General features: G+C 71.7%; 15 protein-coding genes. 8 read left to right on the forward strand and 7 right to left on the reverse strand.

Annotated elements, in window-relative coordinates:
- Positions 1–25: 25 nt before the first annotated feature.
- A complete protein-coding gene (locus KUA19_RS31425; RefSeq protein ID WP_254550401.1) occupies positions 26–1,132 on the forward strand; it encodes a glycoside hydrolase family 18 protein in 1,107 nt (368 codons plus the stop codon).
- 108 nt (positions 1,133–1,240) lie between these two features.
- On the opposite strand, the gene KUA19_RS31430 is transcribed toward KUA19_RS31425, so the two are convergent.
- Positions 1,241–2,200, reverse strand: a complete 960-nt coding sequence (locus KUA19_RS31430) for a zinc metalloprotease (protein ID WP_217401841.1) — start codon at positions 2,198–2,200, stop codon at positions 1,241–1,243.
- A gap of 225 nt (positions 2,201–2,425) precedes the next feature.
- On the opposite strand from KUA19_RS31430, the gene ligD reads away from it, so the two are divergent.
- Positions 2,426–3,862: a non-homologous end-joining DNA ligase gene (gene ligD, locus KUA19_RS31435; protein ID WP_217401842.1), complete on the forward strand. Its 1,437-nt coding sequence runs from the start codon at positions 2,426–2,428 to the stop codon at positions 3,860–3,862.
- 186 nt (positions 3,863–4,048) lie between these two features.
- On the opposite strand, the gene KUA19_RS31440 is transcribed toward ligD, so the two are convergent.
- Positions 4,049–4,582 carry an EF-hand domain-containing protein gene (locus tag KUA19_RS31440; RefSeq protein ID WP_217401844.1) on the reverse strand — a complete coding sequence of 178 codons (534 nt, stop codon included), beginning with the start codon at positions 4,580–4,582 and terminating at the stop codon, positions 4,049–4,051.
- Between the two features lie 125 nt (positions 4,583–4,707).
- Here KUA19_RS31440 and KUA19_RS31445 point away from each other — a divergent pair, with 125 nt between their 5' ends.
- Positions 4,708–6,051 (forward strand): NAD(P)/FAD-dependent oxidoreductase, encoded by a 1,344-nt coding sequence (locus KUA19_RS31445; RefSeq protein ID WP_217401846.1) that lies wholly within the window; start codon positions 4,708–4,710, stop codon positions 6,049–6,051.
- Positions 6,052–6,103: 52 nt separating this feature from the next.
- Here the strand turns inward: KUA19_RS31445 and KUA19_RS31450 are convergent, their stop codons facing one another.
- Positions 6,104–6,757: an adenylate kinase family protein gene (locus tag KUA19_RS31450; RefSeq protein ID WP_217401847.1), complete on the reverse strand. Its 654-nt coding sequence runs from the start codon at positions 6,755–6,757 to the stop codon at positions 6,104–6,106.
- 146 nt (positions 6,758–6,903) lie between these two features.
- Between KUA19_RS31450 and KUA19_RS31455 the strand changes: the two genes are divergently transcribed.
- Positions 6,904–8,289, forward strand: coding sequence for an FAD-binding oxidoreductase (locus tag KUA19_RS31455; RefSeq protein ID WP_308167756.1), 1,386 nt, complete (start codon positions 6,904–6,906; stop codon positions 8,287–8,289).
- Between the two features lies 1 nt (position 8,290).
- Positions 8,291–9,526, forward strand: a complete 1,236-nt coding sequence (locus tag KUA19_RS31460; protein ID WP_217401849.1) for an SAM-dependent methyltransferase — start codon at positions 8,291–8,293, stop codon at positions 9,524–9,526.
- A gap of 410 nt (positions 9,527–9,936) precedes the next feature.
- On the opposite strand, the gene KUA19_RS31465 is transcribed toward KUA19_RS31460, so the two are convergent.
- Entirely contained in the window at positions 9,937–11,268 is a 1,332-nt protein-coding gene (locus KUA19_RS31465) for a DUF1254 domain-containing protein (protein ID WP_217401851.1), read from the reverse strand.
- 141 nt (positions 11,269–11,409) lie between these two features.
- Between KUA19_RS31465 and KUA19_RS31470 the strand changes: the two genes are divergently transcribed.
- The 3 genes from KUA19_RS31470 to KUA19_RS44740 are packed head-to-tail and all read left to right on the forward strand — an operon-like array spanning position 11,410 to position 15,211.
- Positions 11,410–13,482, forward strand: a complete 2,073-nt coding sequence (locus KUA19_RS31470; RefSeq protein ID WP_217401853.1) for a PQQ-dependent sugar dehydrogenase — start codon at positions 11,410–11,412, stop codon at positions 13,480–13,482.
- 35 nt (positions 13,483–13,517) lie between these two features.
- Positions 13,518–14,510 carry an alpha/beta hydrolase family protein gene (locus KUA19_RS31475; protein ID WP_308167757.1) on the forward strand — a complete coding sequence of 331 codons (993 nt, stop codon included), beginning with the start codon at positions 13,518–13,520 and terminating at the stop codon, positions 14,508–14,510.
- Positions 14,504–15,211, forward strand: a complete 708-nt coding sequence (locus KUA19_RS44740; RefSeq protein ID WP_217401855.1) for a 4'-phosphopantetheinyl transferase family protein — start codon at positions 14,504–14,506, stop codon at positions 15,209–15,211. The genes KUA19_RS31475 and KUA19_RS44740 overlap by 7 nt, the downstream gene beginning before the upstream one ends.
- On the opposite strand, the gene KUA19_RS31485 is transcribed toward KUA19_RS44740, so the two are convergent.
- The 3 genes from KUA19_RS31485 to KUA19_RS31495 all read right to left on the reverse strand — a co-directional run bounded on the left by KUA19_RS31485 (position 15,190) and on the right by KUA19_RS31495 (position 18,371).
- On the reverse strand, positions 15,190–16,638 hold the full coding sequence (locus tag KUA19_RS31485; RefSeq protein ID WP_217401857.1) for an SDR family NAD(P)-dependent oxidoreductase: 1,449 nt from the start codon (positions 16,636–16,638) through the stop codon (positions 15,190–15,192). The genes KUA19_RS44740 and KUA19_RS31485 overlap by 22 nt on opposite strands.
- 303 nt (positions 16,639–16,941) lie before the next feature.
- Positions 16,942–17,166: a ferredoxin gene (locus KUA19_RS31490; RefSeq protein WP_217401859.1), complete on the reverse strand. Its 225-nt coding sequence runs from the start codon at positions 17,164–17,166 to the stop codon at positions 16,942–16,944.
- Positions 17,163–18,371 (reverse strand): cytochrome P450, encoded by a 1,209-nt coding sequence (locus KUA19_RS31495; protein ID WP_217401861.1) that lies wholly within the window; start codon positions 18,369–18,371, stop codon positions 17,163–17,165. Before KUA19_RS31495 ends, KUA19_RS31490 begins: the two co-directional genes overlap by 4 nt.
- Positions 18,372–18,396: the final 25 nt, after the last annotated feature.

An 18,396-nucleotide genomic window follows, 5' to 3' on the forward strand; every position in this document is an offset into this window, starting at 1 on the left:
GGTCCCTCACGCCAACGGAGGCAACATGAGACGACTGGCACCACTGCTCGCCCTGCTCCTGGCGGCGCTACCCGCCGGTCCGGCCACCGCCGCGGCCCCGGCCGCCCCGGCCGGGGTGCAGGCGCTGGCCGCCGCCCCCATCTCCATCTACGGGGCGTGGCACTGCTCCAACGACGCCTGCACCTGGTCGGCGGTGCGCACCGTGGCCGAGTTCGACAGCCAGAACCACTGGTTGATCGACCGCGGCGACGGCCGTCCCTCGGTCAACCTGGTCGTGCTGAGCTTCGTCAACCCGTTGCGGCTGCTCAACCAGACCACTGACGCGGGCAACCTCAACGGGCTGCCGCGCGGCATGACCCAGGACATCGTGAACTACTTCAAGTCGCGCGGGATCGCGGTGATGCTGTCCATCGGCGGCATCACGTACACCGGCGACTGGGACGCGGCGCTGGCGGCCAACGGCACGCTGCTCGGGCAGCGGGCGGCGGCGGTGGCCACCCAGCTCGGGGTCGGCATCGAGATCGACTACGAGCAGAACTCCAGCCCCAACACGGCCGCGCTGCAGAACTTCATCAACGCGTACCGGGCGGTGCACCCGTACAACGCGGCGGGCACCGACCCGACAGCGCGGCTGACCATCGACGTCGCGGCGGGTGACCGCTGGCTGATCGACCTCAACCAGAAGGCGACCGCCGACTGGCTGCGCACCGACACCCCGGTGCTGGACTGGGCCAACGCGATGGTCCCGGCCCGGCAGCCGTCCGCGTCGACCGCGCAGGCCAACTGGCAGGAGCACATCGACGGCAAGCCGCAGTACAGCCCGCCGGTGCCGCCACTGGCCCCGGCGAAGTTCACCGGCGCCTTCTACGTCGCCGAGGGCAGCAAGGTCCGGCCCGAGTGCACCAGCTTCGCCAACTCGCTGCAGAAGGCGACGGCGCCGTACCTGCAGTCGGTCGCGCCCAACGGCGCGGGGACGACGTCGGGCATGCTCGGGTTCATGTTCTGGGCCGCGGAGAAGCCGTCGACCCGGGGTGTGGGCACCGCACCGCCGAACACCTGCGAGAACGGGATGGGTGGCGGCGCGACCGCCTTCAACATCCCGATCCCCCTGCCGGCCCTGCGCCAGAGCTGACGGCCTGCCCGAAACGAGGGGCCCGGCACCGCGCACCGGTGCCGGGCCCCTACGGGGTGGGTCCGGCGCTGGAACGCGCCGGACCCGGACGTGCTCAGTGGCCTTCGATCAGGCCCGGTACGCCGTCCACGCCGCGCTCATGCGGGCGACCTGGCCGGCGGTGAACTCGTACATGCACGAGTCGTCGGTGTAGTCCATGTAGTTGTGGATCGGGTCCAGACCGGCCTTGCTCGGGCAGGTGTCGCGGTTGGCCGGGCAGCCGAACGCGGCCGACTTCTCCGCCGGGGTGTCGGCGACCTGGTCTCCGCCGCCGTTGCAGCCGCCCTGGAAGGTGTGGTACAGGTTCAGCCAGTGGCCGATCTCGTGGGTGGCGGTGTCGCCCAGGTTGTACGGGCTCGCGGTGCCGCCGGGCAGCGACTCGGCCAGGATGACCACGCCGTCGTAGGTGTCCAGCGTCGTCTTCGGGAAAGTGGCCCAGCCGAGCAGGTTGTTGCTCAGCAGACCGGTGTAGATGTTCAGCGTGGCCTTGGTGCCGGTGCGCAGCGCCGCCTTCATCTGCTTCTCGGCGGTCGAGCCGTCGACGATCGGGTACCACGCGGGGGCGATCTGTCGGTCGATGGACTGCAGGTGGAACTGGAACCCGGTGTTGGCGCCGCCGAAGCCGCCCGCGTACGACGTGTTCAGGATGCTGATCTGGTTCGTGATCATCGAGTCCGGGATGCTGCCGTTGGCCCGGGTGCCGTCCTCGGAGATCACGTGCACGACGACCTCGATGGTGACCGTGGCGGCCAGCGCCGAGGGGGCACCGCTGAGCTTGTTGTTGAGGCGCGTGCGGTCGGCCAGGTCCTTCTCTCGCTTGGCGACCTCGGTGGCGGTGAGTTCGTTCGGGTCGTGCTTGGCGGTGGCACCGGGGCGGGCCTTCGCGGCGCCGAGCGCGGCCGGGTCGACGCAGGCGACGGCGTCGCCGCCCGTGCCGACGGCGAAGCTCGCGGCGGCCGGGGAGCCGACCAGAGCGGCGCCGAGCAGCGCGGCCACGCCTACGGTGCTGAGGGTGCGCCTCAGGGTCATGGATTCACCTCTCCTGTGGACGGCGCGACGGGGTCGATCGCGCCGTGTCCATACGTGTGGACGACACATTAGAGACGATCTATGGTCATGGGCATCATCCTTTTGGATGAATCACTGCATGTCACCGTGGGTCTGTTGTGGACGTTCGCCCCGCAATGCCGGGTGGTGTCACCGGATCGTCACGTTCGGCCGCGCGGGTCGGCACGACGGGGGTAGAACGGGGGTATGGCCGATCGGCTGTCGCCCTACCGGGCCAAACGCAGCGCCTCCCGGACCCCGGAGCCGGTGCCCGCGCGGGGTCCGCTGCCGCGCGGCGCCGACGACACGTTCGTGATCCAGGAGCACCATGCCCGTGCCCTGCACTGGGACTTCCGGCTCGAACGCGGCGGGGTGCTGGTCTCCTGGGCCGTGCCCAAGGGTCTGCCCACCGACCCGCGCCGCAACCGCCTCGCCGTCCACACCGAGGATCACCCGCTGGACTACGCCGACTTCGCCGGGACCATCCCCGCCGGGGAGTACGGCGGCGGCACCGTGACCATCTGGGATCGGGGCACCTACGACTGCGAGACCTGGACCGACGACGAGGTCAAGGTGGTGCTGCACGGGCAGCGGGCACACGGCCGCTACGCCCTGATCCGCACCCGGGGCGACCAGTGGCTGATGCACCTGATGGACGCGCCCGCCCCCGACCGGCAGGCCATGCCCGCCCTGGTACGCCCGATGCTGGCCACCGCCGGCGAGCTGCCCCCGCCGGAGCGCGACGCCGACTACGGCTACGAGTTCAAGTGGGACGGGGTGCGCGCGATCGCCGGTGTCGAGGGCGGGCGCACGCGGCTGACCAGCCGCAACGACCTCGATGTGACGGCGGCGTATCCGGAGCTGCGGGGGCTTGGGGAGGCGCTGGGGTCGGTGGCGGCGGTGCTGGACGGCGAGATCGTGGCGTTCGACCCGGCCGGGCGGGTGTCGTTCGGGGCGCTGCAGCCCCGGATGCACCTGCGCGACGCGGCCGCGGTGCGCGCGGCGGCGGCCCGCAACCCGGTCACCTACGTGCTGTTCGACCTGCTGTTCCTGGACGGACAGGACACCACGGGGCTGCCGTACCGGCGTCGGCGCGAGCTGCTGGAGTCGCTGGGGTTGCGGGGGCCGCACTGGGACACCCCGCCGCACACCGAGGGCGGCGGGACGGACCTGCTGGCCGTGGCCCGCGAGCAGCGGCTGGAAGGGGTGGTCGCCAAGCTGCTGGACTCGACGTACCTGCCGGGGCGGCGGTCCCGTGACTGGATCAAGGTCAAGAACGTGCGTACCCAGGAGGTGGTGATCGGCGGCTGGCGCCCTGGCAAGGGCAACCGGGCCGACACCATCGGCTCACTCATGCTGGGCATCCCCGACGGCCGCAAGCTGCGCTACGTCGGCCAGGTCGGCACCGGCTTCACCCGCGCGGCACTGGACGACCTGCTCCGGCGACTGCGCCGCCGGTCCCGGGTCGGCAGCCCGTTCGACCCGCCGCCGCCCGCCCGTGAGGCTGCCGACGCGCACTGGACCACGCCGAACCTGGTCGGCGAGGTCATGTTCACCGAATGGACCCGCGACGACCGCCTGCGCCACCCCTCCTGGCGCGGCCTGCGCCCCGACAAGTCCCCGCACGAGGTCGTCCGCGAGTAAACCCACCCCCGCCCAGCCCTCCCCACCCCGCCCCCGCACCCCGCACCCGCGTCCCGCACGCGGGCCAAGATCGTGGCGCAGTTTCGGGGAAAGTGCAGGAATCTTGGCCCCCTGTCGTGCACTTTCCCCGAAACTGCAGTGATCATGGCCCGCGCGGCGCGGCGCACGCGGTGGCGCGGTGGCAGGTCAGCGGCCCAGGAGGGGGACGTCGAGCAGGCCCGCGTGGTAGTCGCGGACGGCCTGGGCGAGCTCGTCGATGCTGAGTTGCCCGTCGTGGTCGGCGTCGATCTGGTCGAACGCCTCCTCCGCGTGCGGTTTGGTCACCCCGATCGCCTCCACCCAGCGCTTGAACTCGCTCGGGTTGACCTGCCCGTCGCCGTCCACGTCGCACAGGTCGAGGGTGGCGCTGATGGTCGGGCGCAGCACGGTGGAGAAGCCGGTGTTGCCCATCAGGATGATCTCGGTCTGCGCGATCCGGTCGAACTGCTTGGCGTTGAGCGAGCCCTCCGGGGGCACTCCGGCCTTGGCGGCCAGGTAGTCCCACATCGTCAGGTACGCGTCGAGCACGGCTCTGCCGCGCGGGGAGCGGTCGTCCTCGCCGAAGGCGGCGATGATGCGGCGCCCCTCGGCCTCGAAGTCGGAGCGGTCCACGTGCCCGTTGCCGTCGGTGTCCCAGAGCCGGAACCGCCGGGCGAGCCGCTCGCTGCGCACATCCAACATGGCCGCGTCCCCCCTGCCTGCCCCGTTCCGACCGGGACGATTCAATGTGAATGCCTGTCAGGACCTTACCAAGCGTGGTGTGCTCGTTGCTGAGCGTTGTGATTCTGTGACATCCGGAGGTGGGTATGGGCCGCCCGCGCGTCGTCATCGTCGGAGCGGGATTCGCCGGGTTCCACACCGCCCGCAAGTTGCACCGGCTGGCCCGGGGCCGGGCCGAGATCATCGTGGTGAACCCGGACGACTACCTGCTCTACCTGCCGCTGTTACCGCAGGTCATGGCCGGGATGCTCGAACCGCGCCGGATCACCGTGTCGCTGGCCGCGACCCTGCCGGGGGTACGGGTCCTGCCCGGCACCGTCGACGACGTCGACCTCGGCGGCGGCATCGTCAGCTATACCGAACCGCACGGCCGGGCCGCCCGCCTCGACTACGACCGGCTGGTGCTCACCCCGGGCAGCGTCAACCGGCTGCTGCCCATCCCCGGCGTAGCCCAGCACGCGCACGGGCTGCGCGGCCTGGCCGAAGCCCTCTACCTGCGCGACCACATCACGCTGCAGATCGAACTGGCCGCCGCCACCACCGACGCGCACGAGCGCCGGGCGCGGGCCACGTTCGTGGTGGTGGGCGCCGGATACACCGGCACCGAGGCGGTCGCGTACGGGCAGCTGCTCACCGACGCGCTCGCCCGCACCCAGCCCGCCCTGCGCGAACGTCCCCGCTGGCTGCTGCTCGACACCGCCGAGCGGGTGCTGCCGGACCTGGCCCCGAAGCTGTCGCGGACCGCCGCCCGGGTGCTGGCCCAACGCGGCGTCGAGGTGCTCACCGGCACCTCGGTCGCCGAGGCCACCGCCGACGGGGTACGCCTCACCGACGGTGCCTTCGTGGCCACCCGCTCGCTGATCTGGTGCGTCGGCGTACGCCCCGATCCGCTGGTCGAGGGGCTGGGCCTGGGCACCACCGACGGACGGCTGGTGGTGGACGAGTACCTGCGGGTGCCGGGCCACCCGGAGGTGCTGGCCTGCGGCGACGCCGCCGCCGTGCCCGACGCGACCCGGCCGGGCCGACTGTGCCCGATGACCGCCCAGCACGCGGTGCGCCAGGGCAGGCTCGCCGCGCACAACGTCGCCGCGTCGTACGGCAGCGGGCGGCTCAAGCCGTACCGGCACAAGGATCTTGGTTTCCTGGTCGATCTCGGGATGACCGACGCCGCGGCCGACCCGCTCGGCGTCCCGCTGTCGGGCCTGCCCGCGGCGGCGGTGACCCGCGGCTACCACCTGCTCTCGCTGCCCGGCAACCGCGTCCGGGTGGCCGCGGACTGGCTGCTCGGCGCGTTCCTGCGGCCGCAGCTGACCCGGCTCGGCCTGGTGGACGCGGCGACCGCCGAGCTGGAGTGCACCTCAGTCGGCCAGCGCCCCCGTGCCGGAGCCCGCGCCAGCGCCCGCGCCGTCGCCGACCCCGGCCCCTGGTGACCGCCCCGCGCGCCGGGTCAGCAGGCGCGGCGGGTCGCGGAGGGGCGGCGGGTCAGGAGGCGCGGCGCCGCTGCGGCAGGCCAAGCTGGTCGCGGACGGCGCGCTGGACGGCGGCCTTGCCGGGCCGCGCGTCGACGGTGACCACCTGCTCCTTGGCCCGGAACAGCTCCAGCACCGGATCGGTCAGCCGGTGGTAGTCGGCCAGCCGCACCGCCAGCGCCTCCTCCGTGTCGTCCTCGCGGGTCACCAGCTCGCCGCCGCACGCGTCGCAGCGGCCCTCCTTGGCCGGACGGTGCTCGATCAGGTTGTAGTCCAGCCCGCAGTTGGCGCACAGCCTGCGGGCCAGCACCCGCCGCCGCACCTCGCTGTCGGGCAGGTCCAGGTGGATCACCGCGTCGACGTCGTACCGCTCCAGGAAGAACTGGGCCTGGCGGCGGTTGCGGGGGAACCCGTCGAGGATGAAGCCGAACGTCCAGTCGTGCAGGGCCAGGCGGTCGTGCACCACCGACTCGGTCAGCGCGTCGTCGACCAGCTCACCGGCGTTCATGGCCCGGCGCACCTGCGCGCCGATCTTGGTGTGGTACTGCACGTGCCAGCGGTAGATGTCACCGACGGCGATGTGCACGAGGTCGAGATCGGAGGCGAGCATCTTGGCCTGGGTGCCCTTGCCGCTGCCCTGGACGCCCATGATGACGTACTTCCGCACCCACCCACCCTCCCACGCCCAAGAAGGAAGGGCACCTTCTTATCGCTTTCGATAGTAGAAGGGCACCTTGTTAACGGGAGCGCACATCGATCGAAACGAGCAAATTTGAAGGTTTCGTGGCGGTTGCTCGATGGTACGTTGCCAACGTGGAGGGTGACCCAGGCCGGGCGACCCGGCACTACGGCGTCCACGACCGCGCTGTGGCCGCACTGCGGGCGCGCTACGACGCGCTACCCGAGGGCAGCCCGGTCAAACTGGCAAAACGAACCTCGAACCTGTTCCGCTTCGGCGACCGCGCCGCCGGGCCCGGACTGGACGTGTCCGCCTTCGATCAGGTGCTGGAGGTGGACACGGCGCGGCGCACCGCCCAGGTCCAGGGCATGGTCACGTACGAGCGGCTGGTGGAGGCGACGCTGCGCCACGGCATGATGCCGCTGGTCGTGCCGCAGCTCAAGACGATCACGCTGGGTGGGGCGGTGGCGGGCTTGGGCATCGAGTCCACCTCGTACCGCAACGGGCTGCCGCACGAGTCGGTGCGCGAGCTCGAGGTGCTGACCGGCGACGGGCAGGTGATCGTGGCGCGGGCCGACAACGAGCACGCGGCGCTGCTGCGCGCCTTCCCGAACTCGTACGGCACCCTCGGCTACACGCTGCGTCTGGAGATCGAGCTGGAGCCGGTACGCCCGTACGTGCGGCTGCGCCACCGGCGCTTCCACGACATCGCCGCGGCCGCCGCCGCGCTGGACGAGCTGTGCGCCACCGGCCGCGACGGCGACCAGCCGGTCGACTTCCTCGACGGCGTCGTCTTCGACCGCCGCGACATCGTGCTGACCCTGGCCAGTTTCGTCGACGAGGCCCCACAGACCAGCGACTACACCGGCCAGAAGATCTACTACCGGTCGCTGCGCGAACGGGCGATGGACCATCTCACCATCCACGACTACCTGTGGCGCTGGGACACCGACTGGTTCTGGTGCTCGCGGGCGTTCGGCGCCCAGCACCCGGTGCTCCGGCGGCTGTGGCCCCGCCGCTACCGGCGCTCCGACGTGTACCACCACCTGGTCGCCTTCGACCGCAGGCACCGCGTCACCGAGCGGCTCGACCGCCGCCGCGGCCGCCCGCCGCAGGAGGCGGTGGTGCAGGACATCGAGGTGCCGGTCGGGCGGCTGCCGGAGTTCCTGGACTTCTTCCACCGCGAGGTCGGCATCAGCCCGATCTGGCTGTGCCCGCTGCGGCTGCGCAGCGACAGCCCGTGGCCGCTGTACCCGCTCAAGCCGGGGGAGACGTACGTCAACGTCGGCTTCTGGTCGGCCGTGCCGCTCCGGCCCGGACAGGCGCCGGGCCACCACAACCGGCTCATCGAGCGCGAAGTGGCCGCGCTCGGTGGCCACAAGTCCCTCTACTCCACCGTTCACTACCCGCCCGAGGAGTTCTGGCGCCAGTACGACGGCGCCGCGTACACCGCCGCCAAGCGCGCGTACGACCCCGACGGGCGACTGCCCGACCTGTACGACAAGTGCGTGAGGACCTGACATGGCGATTGCACCGGTGATCAAGCACCTGCTGGGAGACTCGGCCCCGATCCGGATCCGGGCGTACGACGGCAGCCGGTCCGGCCCGCTCGACGCGCCCGTCCTGCTCGACGTACGCAGCGAGCGCGCCCTGTCCTACCTGGCCACCGGCGGCGGCGAGATGGGCCTGGCCCGCGCCTACACCATGGGCGACCTCGACGTCGAGGGCGACCTGTACACCGCCATGGCGGGCCTGGCCGAGCTCGGGTTCACCGCGTCGTGGCCCGAGCGGCTGCGCGCCCTGCGCCGGCTCGGCGGCGTACGGCTGCTGCGCCCGCCGCCGCGCCCCGCCCAGGAGGTGCGCCTACGCGGCCGCCGCCACTCGCGCGAACGCGACCAGGCCGCCATCTCGCACCACTACGACGTCTCCAACCGTTTCTACGAGTGGCTGCTCGGCCCGTCCATGGCCTACACCTGCGCCGTCTACCCCGACGCGGGGGCGAGCCTGGAGCAGGCTCAGTGGCACAAGCACGACCTGGTCGCCCGCAAGCTCGGCCTCGAACCCGGGATGCGGCTGCTCGACGTCGGCTGCGGCTGGGGCGGCATGGTCATGCACGCCGCCCGCGAGTACGGCGTACGCGCCGTCGGCGTCACCCTGTCCCGCCGCCAGGCCGAGTGGGCGGCCAAGGCCATCGCCGAGGCGGGGCTGTCGGACCTGGCCGAGGTGCGGCACATGGACTACCGGGACGTCCCGGCCGGACAGTTCGACGCGATCAGCTCGATCGGGCTCACCGAGCACATCGGGCGGGCCCAGCTGCCCGGGTACTTCCGGTTCCTGCTCGACCGGCTGCGCCCCGGCGGGCGGCTGCTCAACCACTGCATCACCCGGCCGCACAACCACGATCCGGCCAGCCGCAAGCGGCGCTTCATCAACCGGTACATCTTCCCCGACGGGGAACTGGAGGCGGTGGGCCACCTGGTGTCGGTCATGCACGACACCGGCTTCGAGGTGCGCCACGAGGAGAACTTCCGCGAGCACTACGCGCGGACGCTGACGGCGTGGTCGCAGAACCTGGAGGCGCACTGGGACGAGGCGGTGCGGGAGATCGGCCTGCAGAAGGCCCGTGTGTGGCGCCTCTACCTCGCGGGCTGCCGCCTCGGCTTCGACCGCAACGCCGTCCAGCTCCACCAGGTCCTCGGCGTACGCCTCGACTCCCACGCCAACGCCCACGTCCCACTGCGCCCGCACTGGGAGTGACCGGTCACCACCCGCTGCCGCTGCCGCTCCCGCGCCGCCTGCCTGCGGCCCGAAGCGCCGCGCCGCGGGTGGTCCCGGCATGATCGAGGATCGTGGACGCTGGGTGCTGCCATAGCGACATCCAGCGTCCACGATTTCGGATCACGCCGCGGTAGAGGGCGTCGGCACGGAGAGACCGGCGGCCACCGCTCGGCGACGAAGACCCCGACACCGGACAAACCCGCACCGAGGCCGAGACTCAGCCTGATCCACCGCGCCCCACCCCGCCCCGCGACGGTGGGTGCAGTTTCGGGGAAAGTGCAGGAAAGCGAGCCAAGATTCGTGCACTTTCCCCGAAACTGCAGCCGATCTTGGCGCGGCGCGGCGCGGCGATGACGCAGGCGCGGGCGCAGGGCGGGCCAGGGCGGGTGTCAGGGGGTGGGGGTGATCGGGGGGATGGTGTAGGTGCCGGACAGGATCTCGGGGCGGGGTTGGTACAGGCGGAGGACGGGTCGGAACGGGCCGGGCGGGGTGGGCAGCCAGTTGGCGGCCAGGTCGCCGGTGGGTCGGTCGGCCTGTAGCGCGATCGTCAGCGAGTCGTCGTCGCCCCAGGCCAGGCCCGGCGTGCGGTCGCCGATCGAGTAGCGGTCGATGGGGTTGGCGACCAGGTGGTAGTCGGGCAGGTCGTACATGGTCAGGGACCAGAAGGCGTCGACGGGCGGCGGGGTGTCGAAGTGCAGGCGATACGACCGGGTGCCGTCGAGTGGTTCGCCCGCCTCATCGGTGAAGGTCATCGCGTAGACGGCCTCGTAGCCGTGGTTGCCCCACAGGCCACCGCGGGCGGTGGCGGCGCGCCGGTCGTACGCCCGCTCGGGGTCGGTGATCTTCCAGTCCGGGCTGTCGAGCGTGCCGATGCCGAAGAAGTCGCGGTTGTAGTCGAACATGTGCGGGTCGTTGATCCAGCCGTTGACCGGCGGCCGGACCGGGGTGCGGGCGAGAGTGTCGACGCGCTGCTTTCCGGCGGCCAGCCCGGCGGTCAGGGCCGCGGCGAGACGCTCGTCGGGGTCGGCGTAGGGCGACGGACCGGCTGAGAGCAGGCCGAGCGGCTTGAAGCGGCGCTGGTCGGCGGCGTCCTCGGGGGCGGGCGGGTTGGCGGCCAGCCGGATCCGCAGCTTCTCCCAGAACAGCAGGTCGGCGGGGACGTCGGGGTCGGGTGCGGGCATCGCGGCGAGCCGGTGGCCGGGTTCGGCCGGGGTGAGGGTCAGCCGTCGCTGGATCGCGTGGACGCGGGGCAGGTCCCCGGCGCCGGCGCAGGCGTTGCGGCCGACGACGACGCCGTACGGCGTGGGCATGGTGACCACGGGGACGCCCTCCGGTGCCGGTCCGCTCCAGTCCGGCCCCACCACCAGGTACGTGCCCTCCGCGGTGCCGGTGGCGCGGCGGCCGACGTAGGCCACGTTGTTCGTCCAGGCGTCGATGAACTGGAGCACGTAGTAGGCGCCCGCGGTGTCGGGGACGTGCAGCAGCAGCGGGCCGCCCGACAGGTCGAGCGGCGCCACGGAGCACAGCGTGTCGTTGTTGATCGACACGAACCGCATCGCCGGGTCGGCCAGTGCCGTGGCGTGACCGAAGGTGTTGTACGCCATCGGCGGCACCGAGCCCAGCCCCCTGGCCGACCGCGACTCGATCTCGTCCAGGTTGTAGACCAGCGGGTACCCGTACACGTAGGCGTCGGTGGCGAGTGCGGTGAGGTCCTCGGGCATGGCGCGTCCTCCGCCGGTCGTACCAGTTGTGAATAGTACAAAAGGATATCAATTGCCAGTTTCTGGGCGTGTTACACCTCGAATTCAGAGCTGATCTTTGTAACCTCGCCGAGTTGCGAGCGGACTGTCGGGGGGCACGTCATGGACGCGCGAAAGATCGCGATCGCGGGCGAATCAGTGCTGGCGGTGCTCCTGCTGACGTTCGCGGGAGTCTTCGTCGCCTGCCAGAACCAGGCCGGACAGGCCGGTCCGGCCTTCGTCGCGCCACTACCACCGGTGATCACCGAGCCCGCCGCCGACGGCCAGCTGGTCAGCGCCGCCGACGTGCACATGGAGACCCGGCCGATGCAGGACGCCGACGCCGGCAGCGAGCACGTCTGCACCGACTGGGAGATCTGGACCGCGCAGCCGCACGAGCGGGTGTGGTTCGGCGACTGCATCGGCGGCGTGCAGAAGACCCACGCCCACCTGGGCGACGGCGACTTCGTCAACGCCTTTGTCGACCGGCACGACCTGCTGCCCGACCGCGACTACGAGCTGCGCGTGCGGCACAAGGACTCCAGCGGCGACCCGGCCACCGAGTGGAGCGAGTACACGGTGCGGCCGTTCCGCACCGACAAGGAGCGCAAGCCGCTGCCCGGGGCCAAGCAGTGGCTGGTCAAGCAGCCCGGGTACAAGGTCGAGGAGGTCGCGACCGGGCTGTCGCTGCCGGTGAACCTCGCGATGGTGCCCGAGCACAACGTCAGCCCCGGCAAGCCGATGTTCTACGTGACCGAGCTGTACGGCACGATCAAGGTCGTCCGCGGCGACTTCACGGTCAGCACGTACGCCAAGGACCTGCTGAACTTCGACCCGCGCGGCAACTTCCCCGGCGCGGGCGAGATCGGGCTGACCGGGATCGTGGTGGAGCCCAAGACCGGCGACGTCTTCGCCAGCATGCTGTACAAGAGCGGCGCGCAGACATACCCGAAGGTCGTGCGTTTCCACAGCACCGACGGCGGCTTCACCGCCGCGACCGCGACCACGGTCATCGAGATGAAGGGCGAGTCGCAGGAGGCCTCGCACCAGATCTCGAACCTGACCATCGGGCCGGACGGCAAGCTGTACGTGCACATGGGCGACGGCTTCACGCCCAGCTCGGCCCGCAAGCTCGACTCGATGCGCGGCAAGATCCTGCGGATGAACCTGGACGGCACCGCGCCGGAGGACAACCCGTTCTACAACGCCGCCGACAACAAGAAGGCCCGCGACTTCATCTGGGCGTCGGGCTTCCGCAATCCGTTCGGTGGGGCGTGGCGGGCCGCCGACGGCCAGCACTACTCGGTGGAGAACGGGCCGTCGAGCAACGACCGGTTCGCCCGGGTGGTCAAGGGCGCCGACTACGGCTGGGACGTGACCGGGGAGAGCCTGCGCAAACGTGCCCTGTACAACTGGCCGATCACGCACGCCCCGGTCAACATCGCGTTCGTGCAGTCGGAGAACTACCAGAGCGCGGGCTTCCCGAAGGAGAAGTTCGGCCACGCGTACGTCTCCGAGAGCGGCCCGACCTTCGCCTCGGGGCCGCAGGAGCGGGGCAAGCGGATCGTGGAGTTCACCTTCAACGGCAACGGCACGGTCGGGGCGCCCAAGACCCTGGTCGAGTACAACGGCTTCGGCAAGACCAGCGTCGCCGGACTGGTCGCGGGCCCGGACGCGCTCTACTTCACCGGCCTGTACGCCGAGGACAGCTTCGACCCGGCCGCGCCGCTGGCCAAGATCTACCGGGTGCGCTACGTCGGCGGTGACACCGGCAACCACCCGGCCGGGTCGAAGGCCGAGTGCACCGACGGCGACCTGCTCGTCACGGCACGGGCCGGTAAGACCGAGCTGGCCAAGGGCGTGGGCACGAGCCTGACCCTGGTCATCAAGAACAGCTCCAAGCAGGCGTGCAGCCGCGACGTCGGCGCCGACATGCAGGAACTGTTCATCACCCACGGCACCGACAAGGTCTGGTCCTCCGACGACTGCGGCGCCCCGCGCGGGCACCAGGTGATGAACCTGGCCGCGGGCCGGGAGCTGGTGGTGACCGTCGGCTGGAACGGCAAGTCGAGCTCGGCCTGCGTCAAGGGCGCGCTGCGGGTGGCCGCCGGTCCGGTGTTCAAGCCGGGGGAGTACACCCTCTACGGCCGAGTCGGTTCCGACCGCAGCATGCCCGTCAAGATCAAGGTCAAGTAGGACGCGGGGCGGGTGAGGGTACTAGGCTCTGCGGCGTGCCGGTCCGACCCCTCACCCGCCTCGCACTGTGCCTGACGCTGGCCCTGGCCGGCTGCACCGCCACCGATCCGCAGTGGCACGCCGACTCGGCGACCCCCGCCCCCAGCGGCACGGACGCCGTCACCACGCTCGCCTCGGCGACGCCGTCACCGTCGGCCAGCCCGTCGCCGTCGGCGCCCGCCGGGGCGCCCAAGGCGGCGCTGGCGGTGGGCGTACGCACGCTGAAGCTGTCGCGCAACGGCCGTAGCCTGCCCACCACCGTCTGGTATCCGGCCACCGGCAAGGCCGGTGGCTCGCCGAAGACGAACGCGCCGGTCGCGCCCGGCCGGTTCCCGCTGGTCGTGTTCAGCCATGGCCTGCACGGGCTGCCCGCCTACTACGAGCAGATCACCCGGCGGCTGGCCGCGGCCGGGTTCGTCGTCGCCGCCCCGGCCTACCCGTTCACCAACCGCGACGCCAACCCGTTCAACGCCGGGGACATGGGCAACCAGCCCGCCGACGCCAGCGAGGTGATCACGCGGGTGCTGAAGCTGGACACCACCTCGAGCGATCCGCTGCGCGGCCACCTCGACCCCGCGCACGTCGCCGTCGGCGGCCACTCCGCGGGCGGCTACACCTCGGCCGGGATCCTGGCCAACAAGCGTGACACCAGGGTCAAGGCGGCGATCGTGATCGCCGGGGGCTCGATGGGCGCGTTCAAGGGCGCCCGCACGCCGGTGCTGTTCGTGCACGGCGACAAGGACCCGACCGTCCCGTACCAGACCGGCCGCAACGCCTACACCGGCACGAGCTGGCCCAAGGGCTTCGTGACCCTGCTCGGCCAGGGCCACGGCGAGTACCTCGGCCCCAGCGCCAAGGGCTTCGACCAGGTCATGAAGACGATGACCGACTTCCTGCGCTGGACCATGTACGCCGACGCCGCGGCCAAGTCGCGGCTGTCCGGCGACGGCACCAAGTCCGAGGTGTCGAAGTTCGAGGCCCGGTGGTGATCGCGGTCTGGTGGGCCCGCCCCGCCGACGCGGGACCGGCGCACCTTGACCTGCTCAGCGACGCCGAGCGGCAGCGCCGGGCCGCGCTGCGCCGGCCCGAGGACCAGGCCCGGCAGACCACGGCCGCCGCGCTGCTGCGCGTGGCCGCGGGCCGCGAGCTGGGTCAGGCACCCCATTCGGTACGGGTCGAGCGAGCCTGCCCCGACTGCGCCGTCCCGCACGGGCGCCCCGTGCTGCCCGGCACCGGCCTGCACGTGTCGGTGTCGCACTCCGGCGACCGGATCGCCGTCGTGCTGGGCCGGGGCGGCCCGCTCGGCGTCGACGTCGAGCACGCCGCCCCGGAACGGGACGTCGCGGGGCTGTCCCGGCTGGCGCTCAGCCCCGCCGAACTGGCCCGGGGCGTCCCCGACCAGGTCGGCTTCTACACGTACTGGACCCGCAAGGAGTCGGTGCTCAAGGCCACCGGCGACGGGCTGCGGGTGGCGATGACCAGGATCGAGGTCTCCGCGCCGCACGAGCCGCCCCGGCTGCACCACTACGATGGGCGCCCCGAGGTCGTCGCCGGGTCGTCGATGTACACGCTGTCACCGGGGACCGGCTACCAGGCGGCGCTGACCGTGCTGGACGTGGCCGGGCCGGTCGAGGTCGTCGAGCGGGACGGGTCGGTGCTGCTCGCCGGTCACCAGGGCGACGGCTTGTAGTCCTTCAGGAAGCAGCCGTACAGGTCCTCGCCGAGCTCGCCGCGCACGATCGGGTCGTACACCCGGGCCGCGCCGTCGACCAGGTCGAGCGGGGCGTGGAAACCCGCCTCGGCCAGCCGGATCTTGGTCGGGTGCGGGCGCTCGTCGGTGATCCAGCCGGTGTCCACGGCGCTCATCAGGATGCCGTCGGAGAGCATCTCGCCCGCGCTGGTGCGGGTGAGCATGTTCAGGGCGGCCTTGGCCATGTTCGTGTGCGGGTGCCCCGGCCCCTTGTACCCCCGGCTGAACTGCCCCTCCATCGCCGACACGTTCACCACGTACTTGCGCCGCGCGGGCGAGGCCGCCAGCGCCGCTCGCAGGCGGCTGACCAGCACGAACGGGGCGGTGACGTTGCACAGCTGCACTTCCAGCAGCTCGATCGGGTCGACCTCCTGCACCACCTGCACCCAGCTGTTGCTGGCGTCGAGGTCGGGCACGAGACCGCCCGCGTCGATGGCGGTGTGGGCGGCGATGCGCTCCAGCGAGGCGCCGCCGGTCGACAGCGCCAGCGAGGTCACCAGCTCCGGGCTCAGCTGCTGGTGCGGCATCGCCTGGATGGCCGCGGCCGCCGGGCTGTCACCCCGGTAGTGCCCGAACGCGATCAGCTCGGGCAGCGGGCCGTCCGGCAGCGGCGCCGACTCGGCCGCCAGCAGCTGCGCGTACGCCCCCGGCGACCGGCGCACCGTCTGCGCCGCGTTGTTGATCAGGATGTCCAGCGGGCCCTGCGCGGCCACGGCGTCGGCCAGCGCCACCACCTGGGCGGGGTCGCGCAGATCGATGCCGACGATGCGCAGTCGGTGCAGCCAGTCCGCGCTGTCGGGCTGCGCCTTGAACCGGCGCACCGCGTCGCTGGGGAACCGGGTGGTGATCGTGGTGTGCGCGCCGTCGCGCAGCAGTCGCAGCGCGATGTACATGCCGATTTTGGCGCGGCCGCCGGTGAGCAGCGCCCGTCGCCCCGACAGGTCCGCGCGGGCCTCGCGGCGCTGCCGGTTCAGATCGGCGCACGGCGGGCACAACTGGTGGTAGAACGCGTCCACCTGGGTGTAGCGCTGCTTGCAGATGTAGCACGCCCGCGCCTTGCGCAGGTGACCGGCCACCTCGCCCTCGGTCGGGGAGGTCAGGCCGAACGCGCCCGCGGTCTCGTCGTCGATGCGGCCCGGCGCGCCAGTGGCCGTCGCGGCGGTGACCGCCTCGTCGGCGGCGAGGATCTCCTCGCGCTTGTCCCGGCGGCGCTGCTGCTTGACGAACTTGAACATGCGCCCGACCGCGCGGCGCACCGCGATCGCGTCCGGGTGGTTGACCGGGAGCTTGTCGATCTCGGCGAGGACGTTCAGGCAGGCTTCCAGGCGGTCAGGGTCGATGCCCTGCCCGTGTTCGTCGACCGTCATGCCCATATCCGTCCCGTGCTCGCCCGCCATGCCCGCAAACTGTACGCAAGCCGGGCGCCGAGAGCCGAATCCCGCCGCTTCCGTGACGGCCACTGTCGGCGACGTCACCCCGTCAGGCCGCCGCCGACGGCTGAGCGGCAACGTGGCATCGAGCGTGGATGTTGGCGTGGGGCGGGCGGCACCGCACACGCGAGGTGATCTTCCGGGGCTGTTTGGCGCGATGATCGCCGTCTTCGGTCAGAACCTAGCCCTGGAGGCGAGATGGTGACCGAAGACGGCGATCTTCGTCAGGCGCGAGCCCGGTCAGGCGGGGGCGATGGTGTCGCCGGTGGTGGCGTCGGTGACCAGGATGGCCTCGACGGGGCAGCAGTCGGCCGCGTCCGAGACCTCCTCGCTCGGGTCGACCAGGTCACGCAGCGGGCGCGACTTCTTGTCGACCAGCTCGAAGTAGTCCGGCGCGGTGCCCGCGCACAGGCCCGATCCGATGCAGCGGCCCGGGTCGACCTGGACCCGCCACTGCCCGCTCACCAGCGCACCGGCAGCGCTCGCAGACCCCGCACCAGCATGCCCTTCTTCCACTCCAGCTCCCCTTCGGCAACGGCCAGTTCCAGGTTCGGGAAACGGGCGACCAGCGAGCCGATCGCCACCTGGAGCTCCATTCTGGCCAGCTGCGCGCCGACGCAGTGGTGCGGGCCGTGTCCGAAGCCCATGTGCGGGTTGCTCTCGCGGGCGAAGTCCAGCTCGTCGGGGTGGTCGAAGACCCGCTCGTCCCGGTTGGCGGAGGCGAGCGAGCCGAGCACCGGCTCCCCGGCGCGGACCAGGATGTCGCCGAGCATGATGTCCTCGGTGGCGTATCGGGCGAACGCGGCGGCGGTGCCCAGCGGGACGTACCGCATCAGTTCCTCGACGGCGGCGGGCACCCGGTCGGGGTGGGCGACCAGTTCACGCCAGCGGTCGGGGTTGGTGAGCAGCACGTATACGAAGTTCGGGAGCTGGGTGACCGTGGTCTCGTGCCCGGCGGCGAGCAGGCCCGCCGACAGCTGCACCAGCTCCTGCTCGGATAGGCGGTCGTTGTCCTCGTCGCGGGCCCGCACCAGCGCACCGAGCAGGTCGTCGGTCTCCTGAACCCGGCGCTGGGCGATGAGCTGAGCGATGTACCCCCACAGGCTGTTCAGGTAGTCCTGGATCTGCTGCGGGGTGAGCGAGGTGGTCGAGATGATCGCCTCGGACCAGACCTGGAATTTGTCCCGGTCGGCGAACGGCACACCCAGCAGCTCGCAGATGACGGCGACCGGCAGCGGGGTGGAGAAGTGCTCGACCAGGTCGCCGGGCGAGCCCTTGGCGGCGAAGTCGTCCAGCAGCCCGTTCGCGATCTCCTGGGTACGCGGCCGCAGCGTCTCGACGCGGCGGGCGGTGAACGCCTTGGCGACGAGTTTGCGCAGCCGGGTGTGCTCGGGCGGGTCCATGGAGAGCATGCCGGAGTCACCCTGGCGCGGATGGGTGCGCGGCTCGTCGCGCCCGACGCTGGCGGCCCGGCTGAACCGCGCGTCGCCCAGCACCGTGCGTACATCGTCGTAGCGGGTGGCCAGCCACGCCTCCTCGCCGTACGGCAGCCGCACCCGGGTCAGCGGCTCGGCGCCGCGCAGGTGGGCGTAGAACGGATCGAGGTTGAGGCGGTCGGCCTCGCCGAACGGATAGTTGCGGGCGGGCATGACCTGAGGCGTCTGCGTCATCGGTGTTCCCCTCACGCGACGAATC

Source organism: Catellatospora tritici, from assembly GCF_019083965.1.
GTDB classification, from domain to species: Bacteria; Actinomycetota; Actinomycetes; order Mycobacteriales; family Micromonosporaceae; genus Catellatospora; species Catellatospora tritici.